Raw genomic sequence first — 12023 nt, 5'->3', positions numbered from 1 at the left:
ACCGCAGGCCAGGGTGGCTGCGGTGCGCGGGTGGCGGCTAGCTGGGGGCGCAGTAGCCGGCCACGGGGCTCAGCCACTCGGTGAACTGGGCCTCGATGGTGCCGTTCAGGTCCTTCATCGTCTTGATCTTGGTGATGTATTTGCGGTCGACGACGCTGGCGTCGACCTTCGCGGCCGATGTCTGGCCGGCGGCCATGAACTCCGGGTTCTCGGCGGTGGCCGTGTCGGTGCGGATCTTTGTGGCGACGGCCTTCAACTTGGCGGTGGCGGCGTCCTCGGCCTTCTTGGCCTCGGCGGCCTGCTTCGCCTCCTTGTAGGTGATCATCTTGCCCAGGGCGGCGCCGAAGTCCTTGAGCTCGGCCGAGTACAGCTTCTGCAAGTTGCCGCAGACCAGCGTGGTGTTCGCCGAGTAGTCGGGCTCGGGGGTGGCGCTCGGTGAGGCGCTCGGCGCGGGGGCGGCGGCCTCGTCGGAGCCTTTCGCGTCGCTGTCGCAGGCGGCGCCGGTCAGCAGGGTGCCGACGGCGATCACGGCCAGGAGGGCGCGTCGCATGAGAGGGGATCCTGTTCGTCGGGGGCGTAGGCCCCGCCGACGTTACGTTCCGGTCGGCGCATCGTCCAACCGACAGTGATCACCGAGATACCGCAAACGGGGGTAAAGACAGCCCGTCCGCGGCCGCCGTCGCGGACGGGCTGTCGGTCCCCCGTCAGAACCGCGCCGCCACATCGGGCTGGGGCGATGGGTTACATCCCCGATGTGACGGCGAACCTCAGACTGCCGAACGTCGCTGTCGTTCCGCTGTCGTTCCGCTCTCACCGCTCAACTAAGCTCGATGTCTCGACCGGAGGGCTGAGGGGACGGGCATGCGGTACCGCATTCTCGGGCCACTGTCCGTCACCGTGGATGGACACGAGGTCACCATTACGGCGGGCCGTGATCGCATCGTGCTGGCCATGCTGGTGCTTCACCCTGGTCGCGTGCTCGGCGTCGGTGTGCTGGCCGAGGCGGTGTGGGGCGCCGATCCGCCGGCCACGGCCCGCGGTCAGCTCCAGACGTGTGTCTCCCGTCTGCGCCGGATCCTGCCGCCGGGGGCGATCCGTACCGATCCGGCCGGCTATCGGATCGACGCCGGGCCGGACGACCTCGACGTGGCCGCCTTCGAGCGCCTGGTCGCCGAGGCCCGGGCGCTTGGGGATCCGGGGGCCGCTCGTCGTGCGTACGCGCAAGCGCTTGATCTTTGGCGTGGACCCTCGCTCGCCGAAACCGAGAGCGAGGCCGTCCGCGGGGCCGGCGCGATGCTCGACGAGCGCTGTGTCGCCGCGACCGAGGAATGGGCCGAGCTCGAGCTCGACGCCGGGAACGGGCGGGAGATGGCCGGGGTGCTGGCCGAGCTGGTCGAGCGCTATCCGCTGCGGGAGAGGCTGCGCGGGCTGCTCATGACCGCGCTCCACCGGTCCGGGCGGCAGGCCGACGCCCTGGCCGAGTTCCGGCGTGCGCGTCAGGTGCTGCACGACGACCTGGGCATCGAGCCCGGTCCCGAGCTCCAGCGGCTGCACCGGGCGATGCTGGCCGGAGAGACGACGACCTCGGGGAAGAAGGTCAGGTGCCTGCCCCGGACGGTCGGCGACTTCACCGGCCGTGAGGCGACGGTGCGCCGCCTGGTGAGCGCGATCGAGGCCGCCGACGCCGGGCGGCCGGTGGTCGCGGTGATCGACGGCATGGCCGGCAGCGGCAAGACCACGCTCGCCCTGCACGTGGCGGCCCTGCTCGGCGAGCGCTATCCGGACGCCCATCTCTTCGTCGACCTGCACGGGCACAGCGCCGAACGGCCGCTCGACCCGGCCGCGGCGCTGCTCGTGCTGCTGCGGCAGCTCGGTGTCGACGCCGAGCGGATCCCGCCCGAGCTGGTCGACCGGGTCGGCCTGTGGCGCACCGAGCTGGCCCGGCGCCGGGTGCTGGTGCTGTTCGACAACGCCGCCTCCAGCACCCAGCTGGCCGATCTGTTGCCGACCGGGTCCGGCAGCCTGGCCCTGGTCACCGGCCGGCGGCGGCTGATCGGGCTGGACGGCGTGCACCCCGAGTCGCTGGCCGTCCTCCCGCACGACGAGGCGGTGGCGCTGCTGGCCCGGATCGTCGGCGACCGGGTGGCCGCCGAGCCGGAGGCGGCGGCCGAGGTGGCGCGGCGCTGCGGCGGGCTGCCCCTGGCCGTGCGGCTGGCCGGGTCGCGGCTGGCCCACCGCCCGCGCTGGCGGGTGGCCGACCTGGTCCGCCGGCTCGGCGAGTCGGCGCTGCCCGAGCTGGCGGCGGAGGACCGGTCGGTGGCCAGTGCCTTCGCGGTGTCGTACGGCCAGTTGCCCGATCCCGTCCGCCGGGTGTTCCGGCTGCTCGGGCTCTGCCCGGGCAACGGATTCGACGCGCTCGCGGTGGCCGCCCTCGGCGGGCTGGAGCTGGACGCGGCCCGGGACGTCCTCGACGATCTGGTCGACGTCAACCTGGTCGACGAACCCGAGCCCGGCGTCTACCGGATGCACGACCTGCTGCGCGAGTTCGCGGCGGCGCTCGCGGCCGAGATCGCGCCGACCGAGCGCGCCGAGGCCCTGCGCGGGGTGCTCGACCAGCAGCTCCAGGCGGTGGCGGCGACGAACCTCTCGGTCTATCGCGAGGTGCTGGAACGGGACATCGGCGTGCTCGTCCCGCTGCGGCCCGACCTGCTCGAGGCGATGGGCGACCCGGTCGCCCGGCTCGAACGGGAACGGCCCCACCTGGGGGCCTATGTCGAGGCTGCGGCGGCCGTGCCCGAGCTGGCCGGATATGCCTGGCGGCTGCCGCGGGCGGCCTGGCGGCACCTCTATCACCGGGCCTATCTGGACGACGTCCACAGCCTGCACGAGCAGGCCCTGACGACGCTGGAGCGCCTCGGCGACAAGGCCGCCACCGCGACCATGCTCAACTATCTGGCCTCGGTGCACTGCCGCCGGTCCCGCAACGACGAGGCGGTTCCGCTGCTGGAGCGGTGCATCGACATCTGCCGCGAGCTGGGCGACCGGGACGGGCTCGGCCGGGCCATGGCCAACCTGGCCATGGTGCACCACGAGGCGGGACGGTGGGCCAAGAGCATCGAGGTCGCGCTCGGCGTGCGCCGGCTGGGCCGGGCCCGGCACAACCACAACGAGCTCAACGCGCTGGCCAACGGCTATCAGCGGATCGGCGACGACCGGGAGGCGCTGCGCTATCACCGGCTGCGCCTGATGGCGCAGTGGGAGATCCGCGACCTGGCCCGCATCGGCGACAGCATGGTCAACATCGCGGTGCTCAAACACCGTCTCGGCGAGGTCGGCGTGGCCGCGGCCATCCGGCAGCTGCGGGTGTCGATACGGCTGATCGACCGGTCCGGCTATCCGCATGGCCGGGCCGAGGCCGAGCACGAGCTGGCGGTGCTGACGGCCGTCGCCGGCCAACCGGCCGAGGCGATCGCCGGGCACTGGCGGGCCGTCGAGTTCGCCGAGCAGGCGCACAACCGCGAGCAGGAGTCCCGGTTCTGTCTCGGCCTCGGCCGGACCTTCCGCCTGAGCGGTGACCACGTGTCGGCCCGGTCCATGTTCGAGCGGTCGTTGCGGCTCGGCCGGCAGGCCCGGATGCCCTATCGGATCGCCCTGGCCCAGGCCGCGCTCGGCGACTGCGTGGCCACCGAGGACCCGGCCGAGGCCCGGCGGCTGCTGGTCCTGGCCCGCGCCGGGCTGGCCGCCCTCCAGGCGCCCGAGCTGCGCGACGTCGAGAAATCGCTGGCCGAGCTCGGATGAGCGGCGTGCGGTACGGCCTGCTCGGCCCGCTCTCCGTCACCGTGGACGGCCGGGAGGTCACGATCACCGCGAGCCGTGACCGCGCCGTCCTGGCCATGTTGTTGCTGCACCCGGGGCGGGTGCTCGGGGTCGGCGTCCTGGCCGACGCGGTGTGGGGCGCCGATCCACCGGCCACCGCGCGCGGTCAGCTCCAGACGTGCGTCTCCCGCCTGCGCCGGGCGCTGCCGGCCGGCGTCATCCGCAGCGATCCGGCCGGCTATCGGCTCGATCCGGGGCCGGGGGAGCTGGACGCGGCCGAGTTCGGCCGGCTGACAGCGGCCGGCCGGGAGGACCGCGACCCGGCGAAGCTGCGGCAAGGCCTCGACCTGTGGCGGGGCGACGCGCTGGCGGGCATCGAGAGCCACGCCGTCCAGCTCGCCGCGGCCGTCCTGGACCAGCAGCACGTCGACGCCGTGGTGGACTGGGCCGAGCTGGAGCTCGAGGCCGGCCGTGAACGGGATCTGCTCGGCGAACTGGCCGTCGCGGTGGATCGCTGGCCGCTGCAGGAGAGGCTGAGCGGTCAGCTGATGCTGGCCCTGCATCGAGCGGGCCGGACGGCCGAGGCCCTCGCCGAATATCAGCGCGTCCGCCTCGCGCTGCGCGACGAGCTCGGTCTCGACCCCGGCCCGGAGCTGCGAGACCTGCACGCGGAGATCCTCAAGGGCGCTCCCCGCCGCGCCGCCACTCTGGTGCGCTGCCTGCCCCGCACGGTCGGCGACTTCGTCGGGCGTGCGGCCGTGGTGGATCGGCTCGTCGCGACCATCGAGGCGGCGCCCCCGGGCCCGGTCGTCGCGGTCGTCGACGGCATGGCCGGCAGCGGCAAGACCACCCTGGCGCTGCACGTGGCCGCCCTGGTCGGCGACCGCTATCCCGACGCGCATCTCTTCGTCGACCTGCACGGGCACAGCGCCGAGCGGCCCCTCGAAACGGCGGCCGCGGTGCTGGTGCTGCTGCGCCAGCTCGGCGTCGAGGCCGAGCGGATCCCCGCCGCGCTGGTCGACCGGATCGGCCTGTGGCGCACCGAGCTGGCCCGGCGCCGGGTGCTGGTGCTCTTCGACAACGCGGCCTCCAGCGCACAGGTGGCCGACCTTCTGCCGACCGGCTCGGGGAGCCTGGCGCTGGTCACGGGGCGGCGGCGGCTGTTCGGCCTGGACGGTGTGCACACGGAGTCGTTGCCCGTGCTGGCCCCCGGCGAAGGGATCGCTCTCCTGGCCCGGATGGCGGGCGATCGTGTCGGCGCCGAACCGGAGGCGGCCGCCGAGGTGGTGCGCCGCTGCGGCGGGTTGCCGCTGGCCATCCGGCTGGCCGGGGCCCGTCTGGCCCACCGGCCGCGCTGGCGGGTGGCCGACCTCGCGCGGCGGTTGCGGGAGTCGGCCCTGCCCGAGCTCGCGGCCGAGGAGAGATCGGTGGTGAGCGCCTTCGCCCTCTCCTTCGATCACCTCACCGCGCCCGCTCGGCAGGTCTTCCGTCTTCTCGGTGTCTGCCCGGGCACCGACGTCGACGTTCTCACCGTGGCCGCGCTCAGCGGGCTGCCGCTGGACGCCGCGCAGGAGACCGTCGACGATCTGATCGACGTCCACCTGCTGGAGGAGCGTGAGCCGGAGGTCTACCGGCTGCACGATCTGCTGCGCGAGTTCGCGGCCGTGCTCGCGGCCGAGTTGGCGCCGGCCGAGCGCACCGAAGCGCTGCGCGGCGCCCTCGACCTGCAGTTGCACGCCGCGGCGGCGACCAACGCGGCGGCGTTCCGGGAGCGGCTCGACCGCGACATCGGCCGCCCGGTGCCGCTGCGGCCCGACCTCCTCGCCGCCGTGACCGATCCGGGCGCCCGGCTCGAGCGGGAACGGCCCGGGTTGCTCAGCTATATCGACGCGGCGGCCGGCGAGCCGGAACTCGCCCCCTACGCGTGGCGACTGGCCCGGGCGTCATGGCTGCATCTCTTCCGCGGCGGACATCCCGACGACATCCGCGCCACCCACCAGCGGGCGCTCGAGGTGGCTGAGCGGGCCGGCGACCGGGCGGCCGCCGCGACCATGCTGAACTACATGGCGTCGGCCCATTTCCGGCGGGCCGAGATCGACGAGGCGACCCGGCTGCTGGAGCGGTGCCTCGCCATCTACCGGGAGCTCGGCGACCAGGAGGCGGTCCGGCGTTCGCTGGTCAACCTCGCGAACGTGCATCACAACGCCGGCCGGTGGACCAAGAGCATCGAGCTCGCCCTCGAGGTACGGCGGATGCCGTCGCCGCGCGTGGGCCGGGGCACGGACACGGACGAGCTGAACGCGATCGCGCTCGGCTATCAGCGCCTCGGGCGCTACGCCGAGGCGCTGCGGTACGAGCGGCTGCGGTTGCTGATGCTGGTCGAGAAGGGTGATCCGGTGCGGACCGGCGACTGCCTGGCCAGCATCGCCGTCCTCAAACACCGGCTCGGAGCGGTCGGCGGCGCCGCCGCGCGCCGGCAGCTGATGGCCGGTCTGCGGCAGATCCAGCGGGGCCACTCGCCGTACGCGGAAGCCGAGGCGTACCACGATCTGGCCCTGCTCATGGCCCGTGAGGGCGATCTGGAGGAGGCCCTCGCGATCCACCGGCACGCGCTCGAGATCGCCACGCCCTTGGACGACCCCCGGCAGACATCGCGTCTGCGGCACGGCCTGGGCACGACGCTGCTGCTGGCCGGTGACCGCGTGAACGCGCGGGCCGCGTTCGAGGAGGCGTTGCGGCTCGGCCGCCGGTTCCGGCTGGCGCACGCGACAGCCGTGGCCGAGGCGGGCCTGGCCGAATGCCTGGCCGGCGACGATCCGGCCGAGGCGCGGCGGCTGCTCGACCGGGCCGCGGCGGCGCTGGCGGCCCTCGAGGCGCCCGAGCTGGCGGACGTCGAGAAGTTTCTGGCCGGACTCGGTGGCGAGGATCATCGGCGTACCGGGGCCGGTGGAGAGACGATAAGGGCGTGACGACTACTGACGAGAGCGGTTACCGGGTCGAGAAAGACACGATGGGCGAGGTCCGGGTGCCGGCCGACGCCCTGTGGCGGGCGCAGACGCAGCGGGCGGTGGAGAACTTCCCCCTCTCCGGGCGCGGGCTGGAACCGGCCCACATCAAGGCGCTGGCCCAGATCAAGGGCGCGGCCGCGCAGGTGAACGCGTCGCTCGGCGTGCTCGACGACGATCTGGCCCAGGCCATTGCGACGGCCGCGGCCCACGTGGCCGACGGCGGCTACGACGACCAGTTCCCGATCGACGTCTTCCAGACCGGGTCGGGCACCTCGTCCAACATGAACGCCAACGAGGTCATCGCCACCCTGGCCTCGCGCGAGCTGGGCCGCCCGGTGCACCCCAACGACCACGTCAACGCCTCGCAGTCCAGCAACGACGTCTTCCCGTCCTCGATCCACCTGGCCGCCACCGAGGCCGTGACCTCGACGCTCATCCCGGCCCTGGAGCATCTGCACTCGGCCCTGCGGGCCAAGGCCGAGGACTGGGACGACGTGGTCAAGAGCGGCCGCACGCATCTCATGGACGCCACGCCGGTCACCCTGGGGCAGGAGTTCTCGGGGTACGCCCGGCAGGTCGCCAACGGCGTCGAGAGGCTCCAGGCCACCCTGCCGCGCCTGGCCGAGCTGCCGCTGGGCGGCACCGCGGTCGGCACCGGCGTCAACACCCCGCCCGGCTTCGCCCCGAAGGTGATCGACCGGCTGCGCGAGGTCACCGGGCTGCCGCTGAGCGAGGCCCGCGACCACTTCGAGGCGCAGGGCGCGCGCGACGGCCTGGTCGAGGCGTCCGGGCAGCTGCGGACGATCGCCGTCGGGCTCTACAAGATCGTCAACGACATCCGCTGGATGGGCTCCGGGCCGCGGGCCGGCCTGCGCGAGCTGCGCCTGCCCGACCTCCAGCCGGGCTCGTCGATCATGCCGGGCAAGGTGAACCCGGTCGTTCCCGAAGCCGTACGCCAGGTCGCGGCCCAGGTCATCGGCAACGACGCCACGGTCGCCTTCGCCGGCACGCAGGGCGACTTCGAGCTCAACGTGATGCTGCCGGTGATGGCCCGCAACATCCTCGAGTCGATCCGCCTGCTGGCCAACGCGGCCCGCCTGCTCGCCGACCGCTGCGTCGACGGCCTTCAGCCCAACGTCGAGATCGCTCTGGCGTACGCCGAGGGGTCGCCCTCGATCGTCACCCCGCTCAACCGCTACCTCGGCTACGACGAGGCGGCCGCGATCGCGAAGACCGCCCTCGCGACGAACCAGTCGATCCGCGACGTGGTGATCGAGCGCGGCCACCTCAAATCGGGCAAACTGACCGAGAAGCAGCTCGACGAGGCGCTCGACGTGCTGAGGATGACACGCCCCTAGGGCCTGTGGATAACGTGTGGAAAACCGCCCCGCCCGGTCCCTCGGGCGGGGCGGTTACCCGCTTGGCAAGGCCGGTACCCTTGTCAGGTGAGTTTGCGCTTGTATGACACCGCGACCCGATCCGTCCGGGATTTCGTCCCGCTGACGCCCGGTCAGGTCGGTATCTACCTGTGTGGTCTCACCGTGCAGTCAGTGCCGCACATCGGTCACCTCCGCTCGGCGGTGAACTACGACGTGCTGCGCCGCTGGCTGTTGCACACCAACTACGAGGTCACCTTCGTCCGCAACGTCACCGACGTCGACGACAAGATCCTCGACAAGGCGCACGCGCAGGGTCGCCCGTTCTGGTCGATCGCGTACGCCAACAAGCTCGTGCTCGACGCGAACTACCGCGACCTCAACGTGCTGCCGCCGACCTACGAGCCGCTGGCCACCGCGCACATCCCCGAGATGCACGAGCTCATCACCACGCTGATCGAGCGCGACCGGGCCTACCCGGCGGCCGGCGGCAACGGCGACGTCTACTTCGACGTGCCCTCGTACGCCGAGTACGGCGCCCTCTCCGGCCAGAACCCGGACGACATGCGGCCGCCGTCCGACGGCGGCGAGCCCGACAAGCGCGACTACCGCGACTTCGCCCTCTGGAAGGGCGTCAAGGCCGACGAGCCGGCCGACGCCTCGTGGCCGTCGCCGTGGGGCCGCGGCCGACCCGGCTGGCACATCGAGTGCTCGGCCATGGCCCGGCGCTACCTGGGCGACGAGTTCGACATCCACGGCGGCGGCGTCGACCTGACCTTCCCCCACCACGAGAACGAGATCGCCCAGTCCCGGTCGGCCGGGCTGCCGTTCGCGCGCTACTGGGTGCACCACGCGCTGCTCAACCTCGGCGAGGCCAAGATGAGCAAGTCGCTGGGCAACGTCATCGACCTCGAGGCCGTACGGGCGATGGGCATTCGCGAGGTCGAGGTGCGCTACTACCTGGCCACGCCGCATTACCGCTCGCGCATCGACTACTCCGATGACGCGCTGCGGGAGGCCGCGACGGCGTACCGCCGCATCGAAGGTTTTGTGCAGCGCGCGGCCGAGATCGTCGGCCCCGGCCGTCCGAAGGACGTGCCACCACCGTTCGCCGCGGCCATGAACGACGACCTCAACACGTCGGCCGCGCTGGCGATCGTGCACGACACCATCCGCGAGGGCAACACCGCCCTCTCGGCCAACGACGAAGCCGGCATCCGCGGGGCGCTCACCGCCGTCCGCGCGATGCTGGGTGTGCTCGGCCTCGACCCGCTCGACGAGAAATGGACCGGTGGCTCCACCCAGAGCGACCTCAAGCCGGTCGTCGACGCGCTGGTCAAGCTCGCGCTGGAGCAGCGCGCGCAGGCACGGGCACGGAAGGACTGGGCGGCCGCCGACTCGGTGCGCGACCAGCTCAAGAACGCGGGAATTCAGGTGGAGGACACTCCGGCCGGGCCGCGATGGACGGTAGGAGAGCACTGATGCCGGGCAATTCACAGAACGCGAGCAAGCGGGCCACCAGCAAGAAGGGCGCCTCGATGGGCTCGGGCGGCAAGAACCGCTCGGGCCTCAAGGGCAAGGGCCGCACCCTGCCCGCCGACGAGCGCCCCTGGCACAAGGGATATTCGGGCACCGAGAAACTGCCCGAGAAAACCGCTCGTAAGCAGGACAAGGAGCGCCGCGCGGCGGCCGCCGAGGGCCGCGCGCCCAAGGTCGGCGTCCCCGGCAGCAAGGACACCACGTGGGGCCGTGGCGGTGGCCGCGGCGTCCCGCAGCGGGGCCGGTTCGCCACGCGCGGTGGCCCGCGGGTCGCCCCCGGCCGGCGCTCCAACCCCACCAAGGAAGGCCCCGAGCTGCTGCTCGGCCGCAACCCGGTGGTCGAGGCGCTGCGCGCCGCGGTGCCGGCCACGGCGCTCTACGTCGCTCAGGGCATCGACATCGACGAGCGGGTCACCGAGATCGTCCGCACCGCCGGCGACCGGGGCATCCCGATCCTCGAGATTGGCCGCAACGAGCTCGACCGGATGACCGGCGGCGTCCTCCACCAGGGCATCGGCCTCCAGGTGCCGCCGTTCGCCTACGAGGACTTCGACGACCTCATCGCGGCCGCCCTCGAACAGCCGACGCCGCTGCTGGTGGCGCTCGACGGCATCACCGACCCGCGCAACGTGGGCGCGGTCATCCGCTCGGTGGCGGCGTTCGGCGGCCATGGCGTCTTCATGACCGAGCGCCGCGCCGCCGGCATCACCGCGACGGCGTGGCGCACCAGCGCCGGCGCCGCCGCCCGCGTGCCCGTCTCCCAGGTGGTGAACCTGACCCGTGCCGTCAAGGCGGCCCAGAAGGCCGGCTTCACCGCGATCGGCCTCGACGCCGACGGCGAAACCGACCTCTACCAGCTCGAAGCCGCCGTCGGCCCGCTGCTGGTGGTCGTCGGCTCCGAGGGCCGCGGCCTCTCCCGCCTCGTCGGCGAGACCTGCGACCTGCGCGTCAGCATTCCGATGGCCTCCGACGTCGAGTCGCTGAACGCCAGCGTCGCCGCCGCGGTCACCCTGGCCGAGGTCACCCGCCGCCGCGCGCACGGTCAGTGATAGGCCCGTAGAAAGCCGTTCTCGGTCACATAGAGCCACCCGCCCGCGATCACGGGCGGGTGGTCGCGGTTTGCGGCGATCTTCGGCTGCTTGAGGGGTACGCCCGTAGCGGCGCTCGCGATGACGAGGCCGTCATCGGTCGGCGTGTAGAGCAGGCCCCCGGCGCGGGAGGTGCGGCCGGCGGCGCTCGGGGTGTGCACGGAGTAGAGCTTGCGGCCGGTCCTGGCGTCCAGGGCGGTGGCGCTGCGATATTGGTTGGAGAAGACGTGCGTCTTGTCGCTGGTCACGTCGCTGACCTGCAGCTTCGTCGACCAGATCTTCTTGCCGGTGGCCGCGTCGACGGCGGTCAGCCCTTCCGTGCTGCCCACGTAGAAGCGGGTGCCGGCCGGGTCGGTCCCACCGGCGTACCAATTGTTCGTGGTCTCCCAGAGGGTCTTGCCGGTGGTCACGGCGACCGCGACGGCGCCGCCACTCGCTTTGCGCAGCAGGAGGCGGCCGCCGGCGGAGACGAGGCCGTCGCCGCGGTCACCCCGGCGAAGCCAGCGCTGCTTGCCGTCGCTCACGCCGAAGGCGATGGTCGAGGCCAGGCCGTCCTGGTTGCTGTCGAGGACGACGGTGCCCTGGTCGATCCGCATGTCGTAGCTGAACTTCTTGAGACCGGTGGTCCAGAGCTTCTTGCCGTTGGCGGGGTCGAAGGCGGTCAGGTGGCTCTCGAAGGCGGCGGGGACGCGGCATTCGGAGGACAGCATGAGCAGCTTGCCGTCGGCCGACGCGAGGCGGGAGACGGTGGTCTGGGGCAGATCGACGTGCCAGCGGCGCTTGCCGGTGGCGGGGTCGTAGGCGCCGATGCCGCCGGGGTCGTTGGAGAAAAGGCTTCCCCGGTCGATGACGGGGCGTACGCCGGTGTCACAGTTCGAGGTCCTGGTCGCCAGGGTCCACCGCTGCTTGATCTGGGCGATCGTGCCGGCGTTGAGCCTTGACTCGGCCGGGTTGTAGTGGGTGTTTCCTGGACCGTAGCCGGATTGCGGCCAGCTGCTGGATGGGGCTGCGGCGGCTGGGGTCGGGACCATGACCAGGGCGAATACCGCCGCGTACAACTTGATCTTCACTTTTTGATCAACGAGGGGAAGACCCTGGGGCTCCGCCCCAGACCCCGGTCATCGCTGCTGGGATCAGGTTTCGGGGCGGGGGTTGGGCTTGGGTGATCCCGTTGCAACGCCGAGCGAGGCAATCAC

Annotated in this window: 7 protein-coding genes; 5 read left to right on the top strand and 2 right to left on the bottom strand. The window is 72.5% G+C overall.

What is annotated here, in order from left to right:
* Nucleotides 1-37: 37 nt before the first annotated feature.
* Nucleotides 38-550 (bottom strand): hypothetical protein, encoded by a 513-nt coding sequence (locus tag ACQP2X_RS47390; RefSeq protein ID WP_498692792.1) that lies wholly within the window; start codon nucleotides 548-550, stop codon nucleotides 38-40.
* 311 nt (nucleotides 551-861) lie between these two features.
* Between ACQP2X_RS47390 and ACQP2X_RS47385 the strand changes: the two genes are divergently transcribed.
* From ACQP2X_RS47385 to rlmB, 5 genes are all read left to right on the top strand, one after another.
* Nucleotides 862-3798 carry an AfsR/SARP family transcriptional regulator gene (locus ACQP2X_RS47385; RefSeq protein WP_498692791.1) on the top strand — a complete coding sequence of 979 codons (2937 nt, stop codon included), beginning with the start codon at nucleotides 862-864 and terminating at the stop codon, nucleotides 3796-3798.
* Entirely contained in the window at nucleotides 3795-6785 is a 2991-nt protein-coding gene (locus tag ACQP2X_RS47380) for an AfsR/SARP family transcriptional regulator (RefSeq protein WP_498692790.1), read from the top strand. The genes ACQP2X_RS47385 and ACQP2X_RS47380 overlap by 4 nt, the downstream gene beginning before the upstream one ends.
* A gap of 41 nt (nucleotides 6786-6826) precedes the next feature.
* Nucleotides 6827-8182, top strand: a complete 1356-nt coding sequence (locus tag ACQP2X_RS47375) for a class II fumarate hydratase (RefSeq protein WP_498701284.1) — start codon at nucleotides 6827-6829, stop codon at nucleotides 8180-8182.
* 87 nt (nucleotides 8183-8269) lie between these two features.
* Entirely contained in the window at nucleotides 8270-9682 is a 1413-nt protein-coding gene (gene cysS, locus ACQP2X_RS47370; RefSeq protein ID WP_498692788.1) for a cysteine--tRNA ligase, read from the top strand.
* Nucleotides 9682-10788, top strand: a complete 1107-nt coding sequence (rlmB, locus tag ACQP2X_RS47365; protein ID WP_498692787.1) for a 23S rRNA (guanosine(2251)-2'-O)-methyltransferase RlmB — start codon at nucleotides 9682-9684, stop codon at nucleotides 10786-10788. Before cysS ends, rlmB begins: the two co-directional genes overlap by 1 nt.
* Here rlmB and ACQP2X_RS47360 read toward each other — a convergent pair.
* Nucleotides 10782-11897 (bottom strand): outer membrane protein assembly factor BamB family protein, encoded by a 1116-nt coding sequence (locus ACQP2X_RS47360; RefSeq protein ID WP_498692786.1) that lies wholly within the window; start codon nucleotides 11895-11897, stop codon nucleotides 10782-10784. The two genes, rlmB and ACQP2X_RS47360, sit on opposite strands and share 7 nt — an antisense overlap.
* Between the last annotated feature and the right edge of the window lie 126 nt (nucleotides 11898-12023).

Source organism: Actinoplanes sp. CA-131856 (assembly GCF_050956135.1).
Classification (GTDB): domain Bacteria; phylum Actinomycetota; class Actinomycetes; order Mycobacteriales; family Micromonosporaceae; genus Actinoplanes.
The sequence above is the reverse complement of the archived record's forward strand: the minus strand, read 5'-3'. Positions and strand labels throughout refer to the sequence as shown.